Annotated in this window: 17 protein-coding genes; 10 read left to right on the plus strand and 7 right to left on the minus strand. The window is 65.6% G+C overall.

Features of this window, described 5'->3' with window-relative positions; translation table 11 throughout:
* Positions 1-192 precede the first annotated feature (192 nt).
* Genes HX881_RS26115 through hflK (HX881_RS26130) form a run of 4 tightly spaced genes read right to left on the minus strand, consistent with a single transcriptional unit; the run spans position 193 to position 6,147 of the window.
* Positions 193-2,100, minus strand: a complete 1,908-nt coding sequence (locus HX881_RS26115) for a cation-translocating P-type ATPase (protein ID WP_177087321.1) — start codon at positions 2,098-2,100, stop codon at positions 193-195.
* Complete coding sequence (hflK, locus tag HX881_RS26120) at positions 2,097-3,155, minus strand: protease modulator HflK (RefSeq protein WP_177087323.1); 1,059 nt, start codon at positions 3,153-3,155, stop codon at positions 2,097-2,099. Before hflK (HX881_RS26120) ends, HX881_RS26115 begins: the two co-directional genes overlap by 4 nt.
* The gene (gene hflC, locus HX881_RS26125) at positions 3,152-4,192 is read right to left on the minus strand and encodes a protease modulator HflC (RefSeq protein ID WP_177087325.1); all 1,041 of its coding nucleotides are present in this window, start codon (positions 4,190-4,192) and stop codon (positions 3,152-3,154) included. The genes hflK (HX881_RS26120) and hflC overlap by 4 nt, the downstream gene beginning before the upstream one ends.
* Entirely contained in the window at positions 4,189-6,147 is a 1,959-nt protein-coding gene (gene hflK / locus HX881_RS26130) for a protease modulator HflK (protein ID WP_177087327.1), read from the minus strand. Before hflK (HX881_RS26130) ends, hflC begins: the two co-directional genes overlap by 4 nt.
* A 754-nt stretch (positions 6,148-6,901) precedes the next feature.
* Here hflK (HX881_RS26130) and HX881_RS26135 point away from each other — a divergent pair.
* From HX881_RS26135 to lpdA, 8 genes are all read left to right on the plus strand, one after another.
* Positions 6,902-7,240, plus strand: coding sequence for a hypothetical protein (locus tag HX881_RS26135; protein ID WP_177087329.1), 339 nt, complete (start codon positions 6,902-6,904; stop codon positions 7,238-7,240).
* Positions 7,241-7,477: 237 nt separating this feature from the next.
* Positions 7,478-8,098, plus strand: coding sequence for a CDP-alcohol phosphatidyltransferase family protein (locus tag HX881_RS26140; RefSeq protein WP_177087330.1), 621 nt, complete (start codon positions 7,478-7,480; stop codon positions 8,096-8,098).
* Between the two features lie 79 nt (positions 8,099-8,177).
* Positions 8,178-9,935, plus strand: a complete 1,758-nt coding sequence (locus tag HX881_RS26145; RefSeq protein WP_177087332.1) for a bifunctional alpha/beta hydrolase/class I SAM-dependent methyltransferase — start codon at positions 8,178-8,180, stop codon at positions 9,933-9,935.
* Complete coding sequence (locus HX881_RS26150; protein ID WP_177087334.1) at positions 9,932-11,293, plus strand: phosphatase PAP2/dual specificity phosphatase family protein; 1,362 nt, start codon at positions 9,932-9,934, stop codon at positions 11,291-11,293. The genes HX881_RS26145 and HX881_RS26150 overlap by 4 nt, the downstream gene beginning before the upstream one ends.
* Entirely contained in the window at positions 11,283-11,738 is a 456-nt protein-coding gene (locus tag HX881_RS26155; protein WP_177087336.1) for a hypothetical protein, read from the plus strand. Before HX881_RS26150 ends, HX881_RS26155 begins: the two co-directional genes overlap by 11 nt.
* Before the next feature lie 9 nt (positions 11,739-11,747).
* Positions 11,748-12,368: a lysophospholipid acyltransferase family protein gene (locus HX881_RS26160; protein ID WP_017129336.1), complete on the plus strand. Its 621-nt coding sequence runs from the start codon at positions 11,748-11,750 to the stop codon at positions 12,366-12,368.
* Between the two features lies 1 nt (position 12,369).
* Positions 12,370-13,302, plus strand: a complete 933-nt coding sequence (locus tag HX881_RS26165; protein WP_177087338.1) for a phosphatidate cytidylyltransferase — start codon at positions 12,370-12,372, stop codon at positions 13,300-13,302.
* 192 nt (positions 13,303-13,494) lie between these two features.
* A complete protein-coding gene (lpdA, locus tag HX881_RS26170) occupies positions 13,495-14,895 on the plus strand; it encodes a dihydrolipoyl dehydrogenase (protein ID WP_177087340.1) in 1,401 nt (466 codons plus the stop codon).
* On the opposite strand, the gene HX881_RS26175 is transcribed toward lpdA, so the two are convergent.
* Entirely contained in the window at positions 14,892-15,365 is a 474-nt protein-coding gene (locus tag HX881_RS26175) for an Lrp/AsnC family transcriptional regulator (protein WP_042937062.1), read from the minus strand. The two genes, lpdA and HX881_RS26175, sit on opposite strands and share 4 nt — an antisense overlap.
* A 151-nt stretch (positions 15,366-15,516) precedes the next feature.
* Between HX881_RS26175 and HX881_RS26180 the strand changes: the two genes are divergently transcribed.
* Entirely contained in the window at positions 15,517-16,152 is a 636-nt protein-coding gene (locus tag HX881_RS26180; protein ID WP_042937035.1) for a LysE family translocator, read from the plus strand.
* A 203-nt stretch (positions 16,153-16,355) separates the two neighbouring features.
* Positions 16,356-17,858, plus strand: a complete 1,503-nt coding sequence (locus HX881_RS26185) for an aldehyde dehydrogenase family protein (RefSeq protein WP_177087342.1) — start codon at positions 16,356-16,358, stop codon at positions 17,856-17,858.
* Positions 17,859-18,016: 158 nt separating this feature from the next.
* Here the strand turns inward: HX881_RS26185 and HX881_RS26190 are convergent, their stop codons facing one another.
* Both HX881_RS26190 and HX881_RS26195 read right to left on the minus strand, forming a co-directional pair.
* Complete coding sequence (locus HX881_RS26190; protein ID WP_177087344.1) at positions 18,017-20,062, minus strand: 2Fe-2S iron-sulfur cluster-binding protein; 2,046 nt, start codon at positions 20,060-20,062, stop codon at positions 18,017-18,019.
* Between the two features lie 55 nt (positions 20,063-20,117).
* On the minus strand, positions 20,118-20,747 hold the full coding sequence (locus HX881_RS26195; RefSeq protein WP_177087346.1) for a glutathione S-transferase family protein: 630 nt from the start codon (positions 20,745-20,747) through the stop codon (positions 20,118-20,120).
* Positions 20,748-20,803: the final 56 nt, after the last annotated feature.

Genomic DNA, 20,803 nt, shown 5'->3' on the forward strand with positions numbered 1-20,803 from the left:
AAACCCTGAGTCCTGCTTTTGGGGGGTGACGCGGAGCGTCACAGGCTGCATTCCCACGCAGAGCGTGGGAACGATCAAAGCCCTTTGTGTACCCTCGGAAAACAGTAAACCCTGTGGGAGGGGGCTTGCCCCCGAAGGCGTCCTCGGGAGCGCCAGAAGCTTCGGCGGCAAGCCCCATCTACAAGATCGAGGTCATTCGGGCAATTTGAGCAGCGGCTCCTGGAACCGCAGCAGGCGCCCGGCGTTGCCCAGCACCAGCAAGGTACTGAGGTTGTGCAGCAGCGCCGCGATCATCGCCCCTGCCGCCCCCAGCCAGCCGAAGGCCGCCGCCGCGACAATCGCCAGGGTCCAGCCGAGACCGATCACCACGTTGACCTGCAAGGTCCGCCGGCACTGGCGACTCAGCCGGACACAGGTCCCCAGCCGGCGCAGGTCGCTGCCGATCAGCACGACATCGGCCGAGGCCAGGGCGATATCCGCCCCGCCGGCCCCCATCGCCACGCCGACGACCCCGGCCTTGAGCGCCAAAGAGTCGTTGATGCCGTCCCCCACCACCATCGGCCGGAAACCGCTGCCGATCTCGCCGAGCACGCGGGTGAGCTTGTCCTCGGGCAAGGCCTGGGCCTCGATATCGCTGATCCCGACTTCCCGCGCCAGGCTGTCCGCCACACTCTGGCGGTCGCCGGTCAGCAGCAGTTGTCGACCCAGGCCCAGTTCGCGCAACTCGGCCAGTGCCTGCCGCGCCTCGGGCTTGACGCTGTCGGCCAGCAACAGCCAGGCGAGAAACTCGCCGTCGAGCGCCAGCCCGGCAATTGGCCCGTCGTGCTCGGGCACCGCCGGCGTGGCGATCGCCAACTGCTTGAACAGCTCGGGCCGACCCAGCGCCGCCTGCCCGTGGGCCGTACTCGCCACCACACCGAGGCCCTGGCGTTCATGGACTTCACTCAGTTCGATCCACTGCGTCGGCGCCACCAACCCGGCCAGCGCCCGGCTGACCGGATGGCTGCTGGCAGAACCGAGGCTCGCCGCCAGGCTCAGCAATGGCGCCTGATCGACAACCTCGGTCTGCAGGGACTGCAGGCGCAGGGTGCCGTAGGTCAGCGTACCGGTCTTGTCCACCACCAGCGAGGTCAGGTCCGCCAGCTCTTCGAGAAACGCCGAACTGCGAATCAGGATCCCGTGCCGTGCCGCCACGGCGATCCCGGCAATCGCCGTCGCCGGGGCCGACAGCACCAGCGCGCAGGGACAGGCCGCCACCAGCACCGCGAGCATCGCCTGGGCATCGTTGGTGATAAACCAGGTGACCGCGGCGATCATCAGCACCAGCACCATATAGCTGCCGGCATAACGTTCCAGCAGCCGGGTGATCGGCGGCTTCGAGCGCTCGGCGCTCTGCATCAGCGCGATCACCTTGCCCAGGGTCGACTCGTGGCCGGTGCGGGTCACTTCGATCCGCAGCAGCCCGTCGAGGTTGATCGCCCCCCCGAATACCTGGACCCCGGGGCTGGCCTCCAGCGGCACCGATTCGCCGGTGATCGGCGCAGTGTCGAGACTCGCCTGACCCGACAGCACCACGCCATCGGCCGGCACCCGGTCGCCGGCGCGCACTTCCACCTGGTCGCCGGCCTTGAGCGTGGCGTTGTCCACTTCCTCCACGCTGCCATCGGCCCGCACCCGGCGGGCGTGGCTGCGGGTCAGGCGGCCCAGGGCGCCGATGGCCTCCTGGGAGCCGATGACACTGCGTTCTTCGAGCACATGACCGAAGATCATGATGATCGGCAGCAAGGCGGCGGTCAGCAGGTCGCCGGTGGCCCAGGCACCGAGCATCGCCAGGGCGATCAACTGGTCGGTGATCCCGTGCAGGCTCGGGTAACGCAGGCTGTACCAGGCCGAGCGCATCACCGGCACGGCCACCAGGACCGAGGCGAAGCCCAACAGCAACTGGCTGACACCGACCTGTCCGGGCGCCAGCCAGCGCCACACCAGGCCCAGGCCGAGCAGGCCGAGGGCAAGCATCGCCAGCACCAACTGGCGCGCCGCGCTGCGTTGTTCGGCGCTGCTCAACAGGCTTGGCGCGGGGGTCGCAACGTGGCTACTCATTGTTCAGCTCCCTGAATGATCAGGCGGGAATCATCCCGTGGATCGACCGTGGTCACCGACCCGGCCTGACCGAGAATCTTCGGCAGGCGCTCGCGGTACAGGCGCAGCAGCATGCCCGGATCGCTGCCATCCTGTTGCGCCCTGGCCAGGCTCACCACCGTCGCCGTATCGGCCTGGGCCTTGGCCAGGCGCTCACTGGCCTGGGCCTCGGCGACCCGCACCAGGCGATCGGCGTCCTGGGTGGCCGACTGGCTGAGCTTGGCGGCTTCGTTATGGGCATTGGCGACCGCCTTGTCGGCCTGCTGGCTGGCGGTCAGCACCGCGTTGAAGGCATTCACCGCCGGGCCCGGCAGGCTCGACTGGACGTCGACCCGCGCCACTTCGACACCGATCCCCTGCCCCGTGGCCGCCAGTTCGGCCAGCCGCCGGTTGACGCCCTGCAACAGGTCGCCGCGCAGGCGCTCGCGGCGTTCGGCGGCCTGGCTGTCGCTGCCGATCAGTTCCGGACGGGCCACGAGAATGGTGTCCAGGTCGCGCGCCGCCGTCAGCGCCACGGCGCTGCGGGTGACGATGCGGTCGAGGGCCGGCAGTACATGCCCGGCCTGGAGGACGAAAGCGTAGGGGTCGGTGACCTTGTAGAACACCCGCACATCGAGCTGCACCACCCCGGCATCGCCGGTCAGCAGGTACCCGGAGCCGGCCAGCGCGTCGTTGACCGGCGTCGCCAGGGTCGCCTGGCGATCGGCCTGGAGGGCCGCGTCGGAGCGCAACAGGCCTTCGACCCGCCGCTCGATCACCCGGTCCGCCGCCGGCAAAATCACCACCTGCTCGAACGGTCGCGGCCAGGCCAGCAGCAGCCCGGCATTCTGGATCCGCTCCAGCGCACCGAGGCGCAGGACCACCGCGCGGTCCTGTGGATCGATCTGCCGGACATTGGAGAAGGCCCAGGCCAGCGCCGCCAGCACCGTCACCGCATACAAGCCGAGAAACGCCAGGCGCCCGGCCTGGATCCACGGGCTGCTCAGGCCCGCTTCCTGTTCAGGCCGCTCGCTCATGGCTGCGATCCGTTCTTGCCATCGGTGCCGGGAGGACCGTCCACCAGCACCCGGAACGGCGCCGCGTCGGTGCGCAGGATCAGCTTGGTGCCAGGGGTGACGATGGTGCCGAGGGTATCCAGCGAGCGCAGCAGGTTGTACAGCTGCGGCGAGCCGGCGTAGGCGCGACCGTAGATCTGCGCCGCCTCGACCCGCGACTGCGCCTCGATATCCGCCGCCTTGACCGTGGCATCGGCCTGCAGGATACGCGCGTCGCGTTCGGCGGCGGAGCGGATCTGCGCGGCTTCGCGCTTGCCGATCGCCGTGCGTTCGGTGGCGATGGTTTCCCGTTCGGCACGCATCCGGTCGACGGTGGCCGAGAGCGTGACCGACGGCAGGGTCAGGCGCTCGACGCCGACCTGCAGGACCCGCACGCCATAGGTCGAGAGCAGTTGCTGGTCGATCTGCTGGCGCAGTTGTGCTTCGAAATCGGCGATGCGCACCTGGCCGGCGTCGGTGTTGACCAGGCTCGACAGGTCGAAGCTGGCCGCGGTGGTTTCCAGCGCCGAGCCGACGAAGGTACGAATCTGCCGCGCCGCTTCGTCCGGCTGGTTCTGCACCGCCCGCATGAAGCGCTCGACGTTCTGCGGGTCGCCCTGGACCTGCCACGCGACATAGGCCTGGATGATGATGCGCAGGCCGTCACGGGTGCCGACATCCTGCAGGCCGCTGGAGGTGGTCCGCAGGCGCAGGTCGACCGGGATCGCCGCTTCGAACGGTGCCGGCCAGCGCCAGCCGAGGCCCGGCTCCAGCAGGACCCGCGACGGGTTGCCGAAACGGGTGATCACCGTGGCCTCGCCGGAGCGCACCTGGACCAGGCTCGCCGCCGCGACCGCGAACAGGATCAGCAGCAGTGCCCAGCCCATGCGTCGCCACGGAAAAGGCCCGCCACTCTCGCCCGCGCCATGGTGATGATGGTGGTGGCCGTGATGATGACCATGACCGGCGTGATCGTGGCCCGCGTGATCGTGATGATCGTGTGAATGAGACAGGCTCAAGGGGTGACTCCTTGCTGAACGGCTTTACGCGGCGGCGCGGGATCGGCCGGCGGCGTGAATGAACGCAGATCGATGGTGGGCGCGCTGTTGCCCCCCAGGCGATGATCGAGGATCAGCAGCCTGGCCTTGCCCAGCCCCTGGCTCAGTTGCGCCAGGTACTGCTCCAGCACGAAGGCCCGGCCGGCCTGGGCATAGGCTTTCTGTTCGGCGCTGAAACGCAGGTCGGCCGCCCGGGCGCCGGCCTGCACTTCGTGCGCCGTGGCCCGGGCCTGGTCGCGCACGATGCTGGCCTGCAGTTGCGCCTGGTTGGCCTGTTCGCTGGCAGCGCCGCGCTCGCGGGAGATCAGCGCCTGGGCGCTGATCTGCGCGGCCTGCACCGCGTGATAGGCATTGGCCGCGCCGGCCGGCGGGTGAATCGCCTCGACCACCGTGGCGAGGATCTCCACACCGCTGTCGAGTTGCCGCAGGTCGGCCTGCACCGCGCGGCCGATATCGTCGGCCAGGGCACTGCGCTGTTCGCCCAGCAGGCCATCGAGGGTGCGGGAAGCGAAGTCATGCACCAGCACCCGGCTGGCGGTGCTGCGGATCAGTGTCGGCACATCGGCGCTGTTATAGGTGGCCGCCAGGGCCGCCTGGTCGCTCAGGCCGATACGGTAGACAAACCGCACGTCCATGTTGACGATCTGGAAGCCCTGCTTGTCGCCGCTGCTGCTGGCGATCACCTGGGATTTTTCGTTCACATGGCTGGCATCCCACAGGCGGTTGGCGCTGGCCGGCGGCAGGCCTTCGGCCGGTTCGAGCTCGGCGGGGGCGGCAGCGTCGACGCTGGTCGCCAGCTCATGGACCACGCCGTTTTCCACCGCCAGCACGCGGCCCAGCGGCCAGGGCAGGCCGATGTGCAATCCGGGGCCGAAGACTTCCACGGGCTTGCCGAAACGCTCGTAGATGCCACGGCCCTGGAGCGGCACTTCGCTGATCCCGCTCAACAGCCAACCCACCGCGAGGACCACCGCCAGCACCGGGGCAAACGCCCGGCGCATATAGCTGAAGGCCCAGATCTGGCGCAGGTCGATGCCGAAGCGGTTGTGCAGTTCATGTTGCAATGCCATCAACGGCTGCGGCGGCCAGCGCAGCAGGCCGGCGACAAAGCTGGTGGCGATCAGCCGTGGCTCGAGGCGTTCACGGCGGGGGCTGAACAGCGACAGCAGCGCCCGCAGCAGCAACTCCGCCGCCACCAGGGCCGGCAACAGGCCGATCAGCGTGGCCAGGCGCGCCGGCCACAGGGTTTCCGGCCCCGTGAACAACAGGCACAGGGCACTGAGCACCAGCACCGTGATCGCGACCCTGATCACCTGGGCCAGGGCTTGCGCCTCCGGCCATTCGGCAACGTGGGCCTGGGCGAGCTGACGCTCCAGCACCAGCAGGGCGAATCCCAGCGACAGGCCCAGCGCCGCCGCGACGGAAGCGCTCAATCCCAGGCTCGCCCCGACCAGCGCCAGGTTCCAGCTCTGCTCGACGCTCAACAGCGCCAGCAGCGACCACCCGGCCAGCCACAGCGTGTCGGGGCCGATCTGCGCCAGGGCATTGCGCCAGGCACCGTTGAAGCGCTCGACCAGGCGCTCGTAGATTCCCACCGCCTCAAGCGCTGGCGACACCAACTCATCGCCCGCGACCGTGACGGGAGCCCTCGCCTGCTCGCGCCAACGCGCCACGCCGGCGGCCGACTGCAACGCCGCGACCACCACCAGCAGCGCGGCGGCGTTATTGCTCAGCAGGGTCGGCCAGATCGAAGCTGGCGCAAAGAGCCCGACAAAGAACCCCAGCACCAGGCCGCTGAGCGCGAGCACGGCCAGGCCGATGCCCAGGTGTCGCAGCCGGCGGGCGTGGAAGCCCGCCCGTTGGAAGCGCGGCAGACCTTCCAGATCGGCCCCCGGCGCTTCAAGATCCACTCGCATGTCCACTCCAGACCCGATGCAACCACCGAGGTCATCCATCGTCAAAATCACCGGTACACCGGCACGCACATCGAGCCGCCATGAGAGGCAGCGTCACCGGGCACCTTGAAGCATTTGGTTACGATATAACAGAAAGAGTGAATTTTCTGTTCACAGAACACTTTTTATTCACATCACCGACAAATCCCGACGGCGTTCCGGCCTGCCGCCAGAACCCATGGGCTTATTACACGAAGGATGTCGGCCCTGCACACCCGGTATCGCCCACGACGAATGGACAATAACCCGAACGACAGACTCCGGAAAAAGTCCGTTTTTATTTTTCTGTTATAAAACTTCAGAACTAACCTGCTTGCTCTTACATGGTCTTAAAACAGTTCCTACAAACCGACATATCCAGATAAATAGCCACACGATAAGACATTACCAATGTAACAAAATTCAACAACTACGCCGCTTGATTGACGAATCACCAGTGACTACCATCCTGCCACTTGAATATTTATATGACACCTTTTCCGCAGATTTCCCATTAAACACAAAGTCCCTGAAAAGGTTGAAGATAAAGCCTGCAAACTGATAACAGAGCGAAAAAAATGGCTGTTATCCGTTGCAGTATTCATGTAATCGAACAGATGAAATTCGATAACCCATAACTATAGGCCAAACGGCCAACACACTTGATACCCCTGTGCATGCCGGTGACCAATAATATCGCCAACACCCGGCATGTACCCCGAGCGACGGAGCCGCCATGAGTCGAGATCTGAGTCACTATCGTTATTTCCAACGGCCTACCCGGCCTGTGGGGCATTCCAGCAAAATGAATTGCCTGACCATCAATCAACCCGGGGCACGCCTGGCACTGAACAACCTGCTGGACCTGATCAGCCACGAGATTCGCCAGGAAGATGATGAAAAAGTTCATCGCCTGACCTTCAAGAGCGGACAGACACTGTGCATAACCGTCGAGGCCAGCCTGATTACGGTTCGAGGCCAGCGCATCGATTTCCACGCCGACTCGCATTATCCGTATACCACCTACCTTGAAGATCCTGCCTTGATCGGTAGTAGCAATAAGCTATCAATTTGATCTTCCCGCCCATGAATCCAGAGGCCTGACAGCTGGATTCAGGGTCCGGTCTGCGCGTTCTGCGCGGACTGCCCGAAGTTTGTTTCCCGAATATGTCCAACCGCACGCATTTTTATCCGGAAGCTGATGCCAGCCCCTGTCATTTGTGGCAATAATTCAGTTGCCCAAAAAGCAGGCGTGCCTGCTTGCGCAAATCCCCCGGACCCGCTTCCCTCCCAGACAAGGACCGTCGCTTCCATGCCTTCGATCTACCAGCTCAAGCCGCGCTTCCAGAACCTGTTGCGGCCCATCGTCCAGCGCCTCTTCGACAATGGCACCAGCGCCAACCAGGTCACCCTGAGCGCCGCGCTGATTTCCCTGCTGGTGGGTGCCGTGGTGGCGACCTTCGCCGTCCATCCCTGGGTGTTCGCGATCATCCCGCTGTGGATGATCCTGCGCATGGCCCTGAACGCCATCGACGGCATGCTGGCCCGGGAGTTCGGCCAGCAATCGCAGCTGGGGGCCTACCTGAACGAGCTGTGCGACATCATCGCCGACAGCGCGTTGATCCTGCCGTTTGCCTTGTTGCCCGAAGTCAGCCTGCTGGCGGTGCTGCTGGTGACCCTGCTGGCGCTGTTCAGCGAGTACGCCGGGGTGATGGGTCCACTGGTCGGCGCCTCGCGGCGCTATGACGGCCCCATGGGCAAGAGCGATCGCGCCTTCGTCCTCGGCGTTATCGCCACCGCCGTGGCCTTCGGCCTGATCAATGCCCTGTGGATAAACGGCTTGTTCCTGCTGATGGCGGCGCTGTTGCTGGTCACCCTGATCAACCGGGTACGCCAGGGCCTGAAAGAGGTCGCCACGCCGCCGACGCCATGACCGCGACTCAAGAATAACCCTGCAAACCTGCCCCCCAGGCTCTCCCCCCTGATCTGCGACACAGCACAAGGATATTGCAATGCGCGACGAGCAAGCCCTGACCTTCAGTACCCACGATGGCGTCGAACTGTTTTATCGTCACTGGCCGGCCAGCGCGCCCGTCGCCGGCGAGCCGCGCAAGGCGATCCTGCTGTTCCACCGGGGCCATGAGCACTCCGGGCGCATCGCCCACCTGGTGGATGAACTGAACCTGCCGGAGTTCGATTTCTTCGCCTGGGACGCCCGTGGCCACGGCCAGTCGCCGGGCGCACGGGGCGACAGCCCGAGCTTCGCCACCAGCGCGCGAGACGTACAGACCTTCTGCGATCACCTCGGCGCCACGTTCAATATCGCCGAGGAAAATATCGCCGTGGTCGCCCAGAGCGTCGGCGCGGTGATCGTCGCCACCTGGGTGCACGACTACGCGCCGAGGATCCGTGCCCTGGTGCTGGCCTCGCCGGCCTTCAAGGTCAAGCTCTACGTGCCTTTCGCCCGCCCGGGCCTGGCCCTGATGCGGCGCTTTCGCGGCAACTTTTTCGTCAACAGCTACGTCAAGGCCAAGTTCCTCAGCCATGACCCGGAACGCGTTGCCTCCTATGACAGCGATCCGCTGATCACCAAAGCCATTTCGGTGAATGTCCTGCTCGGACTCTACGAGGCCGCCGACCGGGTGGTCGCCGATGCCAATGCGATCCAGGTGCCGACCCAGTTGCTGATCTCCGGCGCCGACTTCGTCGTCCACCGCAAACCCCAGGAGCAATTCTTCCAGCGCCTGGGCAGCCTGAAAAAGGAACTGCACATACTGCCGGGGTTCTTCCACGACACCCTCGGCGAGCGCGACCGCCACCTGGCCGTCAGCCGGGCCAGGCGCTTCATCGAGCAGAACTTCCTTTCGCCGGTCAATCGCCCGGCCCTGCTCGACGCCGACCGCATCGGCGATACCTGCGCCGAATCCGAGGCCCTGGCCGCGCCCCTGCCGCACAACTCGCCACGCGATCTCTACTGGCGCCTGACCCGCGCCAGCATGGGCCTGGGCAGCAAGCTGTCGGCCGGGGTCAAGCTCGGCTTCGACACCGGTTTCGACTCCGGCAGTACCCTGGACTACGTCTACCGCAACACCCCCACCGGGCATACCGCCCTGGGCCGGATGATCGACCGGAACTACCTGAATTCGATCGGCTGGCGCGGTATCCGCCAGCGCAAGCTGCATGTCGAGGAACTGTTGCGCCTGGCCATGGCCCAGCTGCGCGAGCAGGGTCGCGAAGTGCGCATCGTCGATATCGCCGCCGGCCACGGGCGCTATATCCTCGAAGCCCTGCAAGGGGTCGAGCCGCTGCCGGAATCGATCCTGCTGCGCGACTACAGCGATATCAACGTGCGTGACGGCAGCGCGCTGATCGTCGAAAAGGGTCTGGAAAATATCGCCCGCTTCGTCAAGGGCGACGCCTTTGACCGCGCCGACCTGGCCGCGCTGGACCCCAAGCCGAGCCTGGCGGTGGTGTCCGGCCTGTACGAGTTGTTCGCCGACAACGGCATGGTCGGCAATTCCCTGGCCGGGCTGGCCGAGGCCTGCGAGCCGGGTGCCTACCTGGTCTACACCGGGCAGCCGTGGCACCCGCAGCTGGAACTGATCGCCCGGGCGCTGACCAGTCACCGCCAGGGCCAGGCCTGGGTCATGCGCCGGCGCAGCCAGGCGGAAATGGACCAGTTGGTGGAAGCCGCCGGGTTCCGCAAGATCACCCAGCGGGTCGATGAATGGGGGATCTTCAGCGTATCCCTGGCACAACGGGTGCAATGATGGGCGCCACCGCGCGCGAAGCCGGCCTGCTGAAGCGGGCCGTGCTCTGGCTGCTCCTGCTGGCGCCGTTGTTCTTCGCCAGCTACGGCTTTGCCACCTGGTACACCAGCCAGCGCAGCGATGTCGGCAGCTATGTGTTCGACTGGGAAAGCCACATGCCGTTCTGGGCCTGGACCATCGTGCCCTACTGGTCCATCGACCTGCTGTACGGCCTGTCGCTGCTGCTGCCCACGAGCAAGCGCGAACTCGACCGGCACGCCCTGCGCCTGCTCACGGCCCAGGTCATCGCCGTCTCCTGCTTCCTGCTCTGGCCGCTGACCTTCACCTTCGCCCGGCCGCCGCTGGACGGCGTGTTCGGCTGGCTGTTCGCGGTACTGGCGGGCTTCGACAAACCCTTCAACCAGGCGCCGTCGCTGCATATCGCGCTGCTGGTGATCCTGTGGGTCATGTACCGCCGGCATTTCGCCGGGGCCGGGCGCTGGCTGGTGCATGGCTGGTTCGCCCTGATCGGCGTGTCGGTGCTGACCACTTATCAACACCACTTTATCGATGTGCCCACCGGCGCCCTGGCCGGCTGGTTGTGCGTCTGGCTATGGCCGGACGATCGTTCCAGCCCCCTGGCCGTGGCGCGGCTGGCCCGTGACGGCAAACGCTTCAGCCTGGCCGTGCGCTATGGCCTGGGAGCGGTGCTGCTGGCTATCGCCGCCTTCGGCTTCGCCGGTGTCGCGTTGTGGCTGCTGTGGCCGGCGCTGGCCCTCGGGCTGGTGGCGCTCAACTACGCGCTGCTCGGTGCCCAGGGCTTCCAGAAGCGCGCCGACGGCAGCCTGAGTCCCGCCGCCCGCTGGTTGTTCGCTCCGTACCGGGCCGGCGCCTGGATCAACTCGCGGCTGTGGACAAGATCCCATCCACAACCCGACCAGGTTGTGGATAACCTCTGGCTGGGCCGCCTGCCGAGCCGCCGCGAGCTGCGGGCCGGTCCGTTCAGGGCCATTGTCGACCTGTGCGCGGAGCTGCCGCTGGCCGCGCAAGACCGGGCCTACCAGAGCATCCCGGTACTGGACCTGATCGCCCCGTCCGCCGAGCAATGCCGGCAAGCCGCGCTGAGTATCGAAGCGTTGCGCCAGCACGGGCCGCTGCTGGTCTGCTGCGCCCTGGGCTATTCACGCAGTGCCACGGCGCTGGCGGCCTGGCTGCTGCACAGCGGCCGGGCGGCAGAGATCGATGGCGCCCTGGCGCTGATCCGCGCGGCGCGTCCCGGCGTGGTCCTGCATCCGCAACATCGCCAGGCGCTGGAAGCCATGATCCACCTGGCGCCCGAGCCGGCGCCCGGCAGCCTGGGGGTCGCCGATGTCCGCTGACATGCCGCTGCAAGTGGTCGCCAGCCTGCTGCGCCGCGGCCGCTCGCTGGATCAGTTATCCACAGGGCTGACGGTCCTCGGCGTGCTGTCGGGACTGGCGCCGCTGCTGATCGGCACCCTCAGCTCCTGGTGCCTGCTGCTCAGCGCCTGGCTGGTGCTGACCGGCCTGCTGCAAAAATACTGGGCCTTGCGTGTCGCCTTCGATGCCGACCTGTTCCAGCTGATGGCCGGGGAACCCAGCGGCCTGGGCGACCGGACCGAGGCGCTGGACCAGGCGCTGCACGACCTCGGCCTGCAACCACGGCACACGCCCGCACGGCCCTGGGCCGAGCGCAGCCGTGGAGCGCTGGGTCTGCTCAAGCGCCAGGCACTGCTGCTGATAGTGCAAATTTCCCTGCCACTGATCGTCATTCTGGCCAGCCCCTGGCTGCCCTTCGCCAGATAAGGAATCGTCATGTTCGAACCCGTGGTTGCCACCCTGATCACTTCCGGCGCCCGCCTCGTCACTGGCGCCCGTAGCCTGTGGATAGGTTCCGGGCCCGATCCGGTGCAGCGGATCTACTTCGCCAACCACAGCAGCCACGGCGACTTCGTGCTGCTCTGGGCCTCGTTGCCGCCGGCGCTGCGCAAGCTGACGCGGCCGGTCGCCGGCGCCGACTACTGGAACAGGAGCGCGTTGCGCCGCTACATCATCCGGCGGGTGTTCAACGGCGTGCTGATCGACCGCGAGCGCAAGGAGCCTGGGGATAACCCGCTGCAACCGATGCTCGACGCGCTGGAACAAGGCCATTCTCTGATCATCTTTCCCGAGGGCACGCGCAACCAGGAAGACGGCCTGCTGCCGTTCAAGAGCGGGATCTTCCACCTGGCGCGAACTTATCCACAGGCGCAACTGATCCCTGTATGGATCGCCAACCTCAATCGGGTCATGCCCAAGGGCCGGGTATTGCCCCTGCCGCTGTTATGCACCACCAGCTTCGGTGCGCCGCTGCGGCTCGAAGAAGACGAAAGCAAAGAACACTTCCTGCAACGCAGCCGCGATGCGCTGCTGGCCCTGGCACCGGAGCAACACTGAAATGGATAGGCAGACCCTGATGTTGTTCGCCGGGATCGGCATGATCCTGGTCCTGGCTTCGCTGATCGGCTTCGTTCTGCAGTGGCGGACCCGCGGTACGCCGAACGCGGTGATCGACAACCTCAACGCCCGGATCAACGCCTGGTGGGTGATGGTGCTGGTGATCGGCGTGGCCTTCTGGCTCGGCACCGGCGCGGTGATCCTGCTGTTCTATGCGGTGTCGTTCTACGCCCTGCGCGAGTTCCTGACCCTGACGCCGACTCGCCGCAGCGACTACCCGGCACTGGTGGCGGCGTTCTACCTGGCCCTGCCGCTGCAGTACCTGCTGATCTATTCCGACTGGTACGGGCTGTTCTCGATCTTCATCCCGGTCTACGTGTTCCTGCTGCTGCCGATCCTCGCCTCGCTGGGCGGCGACAGCACGCACTTCCTGGAGCGGGCCTCGAAGGTGCAGTGGGGCCTGATGATCGCGGTGTTCTGCGTATCGTTCGTGCCAGCGCTGCTGACCCTGGACATTGCCGGCTACGAGGGCCGCAACCTGCTGCTGATCGCCTACCTGGTGATCGTGGTGCAACTGTCGGACGTGCTCCAGTACGTCTGCGGCAAGCTGTTCGGCAAACGCAAGATCGCCCCCAACCTGTCGCCCTCGAAAACCGTCGAGGGCTTTGTCGGCGGCATCGCCCTGGCCTCGCTGATCGGCGGCGCGCTGTTCTGGATCACCCCGTTCAACCCCTGGCAGGCGGTGCTGATCGCGTTGCTGATCAACCTGCTGGGCTTTGCCGGCGGCATTGTCATGTCGGCGATCAAGCGCGACCGCGGGGTCAAGGACTGGGGCCACATGATCGAAGGCCATGGCGGCATGCTCGACCGGCTCGACTCGGTGTGCTTCGCCGCGCCGATCTTTTTCCATCTGGTACGTTACTGGTGGACCTGAAGGAGCGGGGCTTGTCGGGACACCGCACCGCCGTGTTCCCGGCAAGCCAGGCTCCTTGTTCACCTTGATGGACAGACATTGAACCTGCCACCAGGGTGACTGCCTGGCCGCTTGACCGGCCCTGTTCAATACGCTCATATTATACTGATAATATTTTACTCCCTTCGCCCCAGGACTTGCAGGAGAACAGCCATGAGCAGCTACGACGTGATCATCATCGGCGGTGGACCAGGCGGTTACAACGCGGCCATTCGTGCCGGCCAGCTGGGCCTGAAGGCCGCCTGCATCGAGGGTCGGGAAACCCTCGGCGGCACTTGCCTGAACGTCGGCTGCATGCCGTCCAAGGCCTTGCTGCACGCTTCCGAGCTGTATGAGGCGGCCACCGGCGGCGAATTCGCCAACCTCGGGATCGAGGTGACGCCAAGCCTCAACCTGGCGCAGATGATGAAACAGAAGGATGACAGCGTTGCCGGGTTGACGAAGGGCATCGAGTACCTGTTCCGCAAGAACAAGGTCGAGTGGATCAAGGGCTGGGGCCGCATCACCGGACCGGGCCAGGTCGAAGTGACCGACGCCAGCGGGCAGAAGACGGCACTGCAGGCCAAGGACATCGTCATCGCCAGCGGTTCCGAACCGACGCCATTGCCCGGCGTGGAGATCGACAACCAGCGCATTCTCGATTCGACCGGCGCCCTGTCGTTGCCGCAAGTGCCCCGGCGCCTGGTGGTCATCGGCGCCGGGGTGATCGGCCTGGAGCTCGGCTCGGTGTGGCGACGGCTGGGCAGCCAGGTCACGGTGGTCGAATACCTCGACCGTATCTGTCCCGGGGTCGACGCCGAAGCCGGCAAGACCTTGCAACGCGCCCTCGCCAAGCAGGGGATCGACTTCAAGCTGGGGACCAAGGTGACCAGCGCCACGACGTCCGCCGATGCCGTGCAACTGCGGCTCGAACCGGCGGCAGGCGGCACAGCCGAGCTGATCGAGGCCGACTACGTGCTGGTGGCGATCGGTCGTCGCCCCTTCACCCGCGGCCTCGGCCTGGAAAATGTCGGCCTGGCCACCGACTCGCGCGGCCTGCTCGCCAACCACGGGCACCGTACCGAGGCCACCGGGATCTGGGTGATCGGCGATGTCACCTCGGGCCCGATGCTCGCCCACAAGGCCGAAGACGAGGCCATGGCCTGTATCGAACAGATCGTCGGCAAGGCCGGCGAGGTCAATTACGCGCTGATCCCCAGCGTGATCTACACCCGTCCGGAACTGGCGAGCGTCGGCAAGACCGAGGAACAACTCAAGGCCGAAGGTCGTGTCTACAAGGTCGGCAAGTTTCCCTTCAGCGCCAACAGCCGGGCCAAGATCAACCACGAGACCGAAGGCTTCGCCAAGGTCCTGGCCGATGCCCAGACCGACGAGGTCCTCGGCGTGCATCTCGTAGGACCGAGCGTCAGTGAAATGATCGGCGAATACTGCGTGGCCATGGAATTCTCGGCTTCCGCCGAGGACATCGCCCTGACCTGCCACCCCCACCCGACGCGCTCCGAGGCGTTGCGCCAGGCGGCGATGAATGTGGAAGGGCTGGCGACGCAGATCTAGTCGGGCAGATGATCCAGCGGCAGCGGTCCGGGCGTCTTCACCGCCTGGATCGCAAAGTTGCTGCGGATATCCCGTACCCCCGGCAACCTCAGCAACTCACCGGTGAGAAAGCGCTCGTAGGCGCGCAGGTCGGGGACCACCACCTGCAGCAGGAAGTCCGACTCGCCCGACACGAGGAATGCCGAGATCACCTGCGGCAAGGCCGTGACCGCCAGGCGGAAGGCCTCGGCGTCGGCTTCATGGTGCCGCTCGACCTTGACCCCGACAAACACCGTCAACCCCAGGCCGACTTCATCGCGGTCGAGGTTCACCTGGTAGCCCCGGATCACTCCCGCCTCTTCGAGCATGCGCACCCGCCGCAGGCACGGTGATGCCGACAGGCCGATCTGGTCCGCCAGCTCGACATTGCTCAGGCGACCGTCCCGTTGCAGTGCGGCGAGAATCTTGCGGTCGTAGGCATCGAGTTTTATTTTTGGCATATCCGACTACCCCTGTCGTCATGATTGGCATGAAGTGCCAAGTCTAAGGCTTTAACGGGTCGAATACGCAAGCACCTGCCCCGCTCTTCCAGCATAGACTTTTCCCTGGTTTCCCCTCGGGCTTTTACCCTGACCTCGGAGAATGGCAACGATGCTCCTCTACCTGCTCGCGCTGGCGATGATCTATCTGCTTCCCGGCCCTGACATGATCCTGCTGCTGCAAACCGGCGCCCGCCACGGACGCACCCTGGCCCTGACCACCGCGCTGGGCCTGGGCATGGCCCGCGCCTGCCATGTCGGCCTGGCCGCACTGGGCCTGGCGGCGCTGTTCAAGACCGCGCCCTGGACTTTCGATACGGTGCGCCTGGCCGGGGCCGCCTACCTGCTATGGATCGGCGTACGCATGCTGCGTCCCGGAACCCTGACCGCGCTGGGCACCGATACCGAAGGCGAGCGAGCGAACCGGCTGGGCTGGCGCGGGGCGTTGCGCCAGGGGCTGCTGACCAATCTGCTGAATCCCAAGGCGCTGCTGTTCTGTTCCGTGCTGCTGCCGCAATTCATCGACCCCCGGGCAGGGGCGGTCGGCACCCAGTTTCTCGGGCTCGGCGTGACGCTGGTGCTGGTCGGCCTGCTGTTCGACAGCTGCTATGCCCTGGCGGGAGCCTGGATCGGTCGCTGGCTGGATAACAGTCCTCGGGCCCAGCGCCTGCAACAATGGCTGTTCGGCGGCTTGCTGATCGGTTTCGCCGCCCGCCTCGCCTTTATCCAGCAGGCCTGACCGCCCCTGTAGGAGCCGGCTTGCTGGCGATAAGGCCTTCGTGCCGTGCGCCGCCGTATAGGCCGCCGTCGCCAGCAAGCCAGCTCCCACGGCACGGCTCCACCGAGGATGCACCAGAGCGCAAAAGAAACGCCGTTAGCAGGTGAGCCGACGGCGTTTTTCTTATACATTTTGCCCTTCCTTTCCTGACTAGTTTGCGAACCATGACCAGCACGCTCGATCGTCTTATCGCCGGCACTCCCATTCTCTACGCGGGTAACCGGGTTTCCCCGGTGCCGCCGGAATTGGCCGCGCGTTTCCAGCCGGGCGATCACCTGCTGGTCGACCAGGGCAGCGGTGAACTGCTGTTGATCCCGCAGGCGGTGCAACAGATCGCCGCCAGGGCCATCGACACCGCGCAAGGCGCGTTCGCCGCCCTGGCGCAGGTATCGGACGAAGCCATCAGCCGCTTCTTCGATCTGTTCGCCGGGCATCTGGAAGCGCCCGCCTCCTGGGCACTGATCGAAGCGGCGAACCAGGCCGACCTGGCCCGCGCCAAATCGCTGGGGCGCTCCACCACCCGCTTGCTGGCCAGCGAAGCCATGCGCCGCGACATGATCGCCGGACTGCGAGCCTGGCGCGATGCACCGCTGATTCGTGGGCGGGTCCGCGAGTCCGTGGAACATGCCGGCTGGAAGGTCGAGCAGGTGGTCGCGCCGCTGGGCGTGGTGGCGTTTGTCTTCGAAGGTCGGCCGAACGTGTTTGCCGATGCGGCCGGGGTCTTGCGTACCGGCAATACCGCCGTGCTGCGCATCGGCAGCGATGCCCTCGGCACGGCCCAGGCGATCGTCAAGCATGCGCTGGACCCGGCGCTGCGCGAGGCCGGCTTGCCGGCTGGCGCGGTATCGCTGGTGGAAAGCATCGACCGCGCGGCGGGCTGGGCGATGTTCGCCGACCGTCGCCTGTCCCTGGCCGTGGCGCGGGGCTCGGGCCATGCGGTGAAACAGCTCGGTGGCATCGCCCAGCAGGCCGGTACCGTGGTCAGCCTGCACGGCACCGGCGGTGCCTGGCTGGTGGCGCATCAGGATGCCGATGCCGCGCGTTTTGCCGAGGTGGTGCGCAACTCCCTCGACCGCAAGGTCTGCAACACCCTCAATGTCTGCGTGATCCACCGCCAGCGCGCGGCCGAACTGGTGCCGCTGTTTCTTGAAGCGCTGACCCAGGCCGGCGTGGCCCGTGGCCAGAGCTGCAAGCTACACATCGTCAGCGGTGACGAAGGTGTCCTGCCCGAGCAGTGGCTGAAGGCCCGCGTCCGAATCCAGCGCGCCGAAGGGTATCAGGAGGAAGCGCAGACCGAGTCCCTGGCCGAAGACCAGCTTGGCCGCGAGTGGGAATGGGAAGAGACGCCGGAAGTCAGCCTGAAGATCGTCGACGACCTGGACCAGGCCATCGGCCTGTTCAATCGCTACAGCCCGCAGTTCACGGTGTCGCTGATCAGCGCCGACCGCCAGGCCCACGACTACTTCTACAACAGCATCAATGCCCCGTTTGTCGGTGATGGCTTTACTCGCTGGGTCGACGGGCAATACGCGCTGAACAAACCGGAGCTGGGGCTCTCGAACTGGGAGAACGGACGGCTGTTTGCCCGCGGCGCCATTCTGTCGGGCGACGGCGTATTCACCCTGCGCAGCCGCATGAGCCAGATCGATACCGCTTTGCGTCGATAAGCGGTTGGAGCGGGCTTCTTTGGGAGATGCTTCTGCGGGAGTGGGCTTGCCCACGAAGAGGGCCTGGAGCCCGCTAAAAGCTTCGTCGGAATGCCGCCCAGACCAAGCCCGCTCCCACAGAAGCACCCACCACACACAAAAAACCACCAAGGGCGACTTCAGAGCTCCAGCACCAGCGGCTCCGCGCTACTGGCCGGGATCGCACAACAGATCAGCACCTGCCCCTCGCCCGGTAATTCGGCCGGGGGATAGGGGTAATGCACCTGTCCACTGATCAGGCGTGTGCTGCAGGTCCCGCATGAGCCGCCCCGGCAACTGAATTCCGGACGCAACCCACGGCTTTCCGCCAGTTCCAGCAGGCTGCCGCCCTCCGGCTGCCAGCGCGCCTCCTTCGCCGACTGATGGAAGATCACCGGTACCGCGACCGTGGCTGCCGGTGGCTGCTCGATCGGACTGAGCCCCGGGTCCAGTTGCCGCCGCAAGGTCGATGGGCCGAAGGTTTCTGCGTGGATATGATCATCGCGAATATCCATCCCGCGCAGTTGATCGTACATCCCCTGGGTAAAACCGCCCGGCCCGCAGAGCACGAAATCCACCGCGTCATAGTCCTCGATCAGAAACAACGAACGCATGACTTCGACACTCAGGCGTCCAGGCAGGTCGTAATCCTCGCCCAGCACCGCCTGCGGTTCAGGCTGGCTCAACAGGCGCAGCACCTGCACCGATTCGCCGCCGCGCTCGCGCAGTTCATCCAGTTCCTCACGGAAAGGCAATTCCGCCTGGGATCGGGCGCTGAGAAACAGCACGGTGGGCCGCATGCGCCGCGTGCGTTTGCCCTGGTAGACCACTTCGCGCAGCATCGACAGCAATGGTGTGATGCCCACGCCCGCCGCGAGCAGCACCAGTGGCCGTCGTTCATTAGCCTCTACGGTGAAGTGCCCCTGGGGAGCGCGGGCTTCGATCCTGTCCCCCACTCGCAATTGGTCATGGATATGCGAAGACACCCGGCCATCACGCTTGACGCTGATCCGCAGAAACGAATCCGAAGGTGCGCCGGACAGACTGTAGGTGCGGATGTGGGTTTGCCCGTCGATGTCGAATCGCAGAGGCAGATGCTGCCCGGCCAGAAACACCGGCATCCCCGCCCCATCGGTCGGCTCCAGGTACAACGAACGAATGGTCGCGCTTTCCTCGACAATCCGGCTGATCTGCAACGGCCGCCAACTGTTGCCCAGGGCTTCAGCCTGCAAACGGGCGGCGGCTTGCGGCCAGTTGCCGGTCATCAGGCTGTTGGGTGAAAAGCCTTCGAACTTCCAGCGCAGGGTCGTTGCAGCCGGACGACGCACACAATGTTCCACGTGGAACGTCCACAACCGCTCGGCACCCTGGAAGGCTTTCACCTGCGGTCCCTCAAGGATGACTTCCGTACGCCCGCTGAGCTGCAACAGATCACCCGTATTGAAGTCGATAAACAGCAGCCCGGCGCGGGGATTGAGCAGCAGGTTACCCAGGGTGTTGAAGAACAGGTTGCCGGCAAAATCGGGGATGGTCAGGCGGTCGCCTTCCACCCGGACAAACCCGGTCTGCCCGCCCCGATGGGAAACATCCACCGAGCGTTTACCGTCGATATCCACATAGCTGGCAACAAAGAAGGTGTCGGCATTGCAGATCATTGCCGTGGCCGCAGCGTCCAGGGTCTGGGAGCGGTGAACCACCTGAAGAGCCGGATCGACGACCGGCACCCGCTCGAACTGACGCAGCTGGATATATTGTGGGCAGTTGCCGAAGCTCTGCTCCACGGCGATCTCCAGGCCTTGGTCACCCAGGCTCTGGATATGCCCATTGAGGCGGTTGCGGCGCCGTGTGTGCAATTCGATCCCCAGCAAACCCAGGGCAGCGCCCGCTCGCAGCGCCGAGTACGCCGGGTCCTGGGGTTGCGCAAAGCTGTCGAGTTGCAGGTGCCTGGGGTCCGGGGAAACGGCAAAGCCGGGATCACCCTCGAACAGGCTTGCCCAGGGGCGCCCTGCCTCATCCACCGCACCAAACAACATGAAAGGCAGTTGGCGATAGAAGTCGCGATGCTGGTCCGGCATGTAGTCACGGACCACCCTGGAGCCCAGCTCAGCCATCCGTTCGGCCACGCCGACTTGCGTCTGCATCTGCCGTTCGCCTGCGTGCCAGGGTGAAACGCCGGGTTCGTTCATCGCGACTTCTCCACTGTAAGGGGCCCGGCCTGGATAAGCCGGGACTTTATCCGTCTCAGGCGGTCTGCAAACCGGCAACGGTCCGCGGCATCGGCACAAAACCTGGCAAGGCTTCGATACGCGCCAGCCAGGCCCGTACATTCGGATAGTCCGCCAGCGAGACATTGCCTTCCGGTGCGTGGGCGATGTAGCTGTAGCTGGCGACATCGGCAACGGTCGGCTCGCTGCCCGCCAGATACGGCGTATGGCTCAGTTCCTGTTCGATCACCTTGAGCAGGGCATGGGAACGGCTGATGGCTTCCTCGGCATCGAAGGCGGCACCAAACACTGTGATCAACCGGGCCCGCGCCGGACCGAAGGCGATCGGCCCCGCCGCCACCGACAACCAGCGTTGCACGCGGGCAGCGCCCACCGGATCGGTCGGCATCCAGCGACCGTTGCCGTACTTCTGCGCCAGGTACACGATGATCGCGTTGGAGTCGGCCAGGACCACGCCCTGGTCGTCGATCACCGGGACCTGACCAAATGCGTTCAGCGCCAGGTACTCGGGCTTCTTGTGGGCGCCGCTGGGCAGGTCCACATGGATCAGTTCGACCGGAAGGCCAAGCAGGGACAGCATCAATTCGGCACGATGGGCGTGGCCGGAACGGGAGAAGTTATAGAGCTTGATGGCGGTCTGGGACATGACGGACTCCGTGGGGCAGCGGCACGAACCGGGATGGATCGCGCCAATGGAGTTAT

This window comes from Pseudomonas gingeri (genome assembly GCF_013386115.1).
Taxonomy (GTDB): domain Bacteria; phylum Pseudomonadota; class Gammaproteobacteria; order Pseudomonadales; family Pseudomonadaceae; genus Aquipseudomonas; species Aquipseudomonas gingeri.

What these genes read in the sequence shown, in the direction of transcription:
- HX881_RS26115 (WP_177087321.1), bottom strand. Translation starts at nt 2,100, where the DNA reads ATGAGTAGCCACGTTGCGACCCCCGCGCCAAGCCTGTTGAGCAGCGCC.
- hflK (WP_177087323.1), bottom strand. Translation starts at nt 3,155, where the DNA reads ATGAGCGAGCGGCCTGAACAGGAAGCGGGCCTGAGCAGCCCGTGGATC.
- hflK (WP_177087327.1), bottom strand. Translation starts at nt 6,147, where the DNA reads ATGCGAGTGGATCTTGAAGCGCCGGGGGCCGATCTGGAAGGTCTGCCG.
- HX881_RS26135 (WP_177087329.1), top strand. Translation starts at nt 6,902, where the DNA reads ATGAGTCGAGATCTGAGTCACTATCGTTATTTCCAACGGCCTACCCGG.
- HX881_RS26140 (WP_177087330.1), top strand. Translation starts at nt 7,478, where the DNA reads ATGCCTTCGATCTACCAGCTCAAGCCGCGCTTCCAGAACCTGTTGCGG.
- HX881_RS26145 (WP_177087332.1), top strand. Translation starts at nt 8,178, where the DNA reads ATGCGCGACGAGCAAGCCCTGACCTTCAGTACCCACGATGGCGTCGAA.
- HX881_RS26150 (WP_177087334.1), top strand. Translation starts at nt 9,932, where the DNA reads ATGATGGGCGCCACCGCGCGCGAAGCCGGCCTGCTGAAGCGGGCCGTG.
- HX881_RS26155 (WP_177087336.1), top strand. Translation starts at nt 11,283, where the DNA reads ATGTCCGCTGACATGCCGCTGCAAGTGGTCGCCAGCCTGCTGCGCCGC.
- HX881_RS26160 (WP_017129336.1), top strand. Translation starts at nt 11,748, where the DNA reads ATGTTCGAACCCGTGGTTGCCACCCTGATCACTTCCGGCGCCCGCCTC.
- HX881_RS26165 (WP_177087338.1), top strand. Translation starts at nt 12,370, where the DNA reads ATGGATAGGCAGACCCTGATGTTGTTCGCCGGGATCGGCATGATCCTG.
- lpdA (WP_177087340.1), top strand. Translation starts at nt 13,495, where the DNA reads ATGAGCAGCTACGACGTGATCATCATCGGCGGTGGACCAGGCGGTTAC.
- HX881_RS26180 (WP_042937035.1), top strand. Translation starts at nt 15,517, where the DNA reads ATGGCAACGATGCTCCTCTACCTGCTCGCGCTGGCGATGATCTATCTG.
- HX881_RS26185 (WP_177087342.1), top strand. Translation starts at nt 16,356, where the DNA reads ATGACCAGCACGCTCGATCGTCTTATCGCCGGCACTCCCATTCTCTAC.
- HX881_RS26190 (WP_177087344.1), bottom strand. Translation starts at nt 20,062, where the DNA reads ATGAACGAACCCGGCGTTTCACCCTGGCACGCAGGCGAACGGCAGATG.
- HX881_RS26195 (WP_177087346.1), bottom strand. Translation starts at nt 20,747, where the DNA reads ATGTCCCAGACCGCCATCAAGCTCTATAACTTCTCCCGTTCCGGCCAC.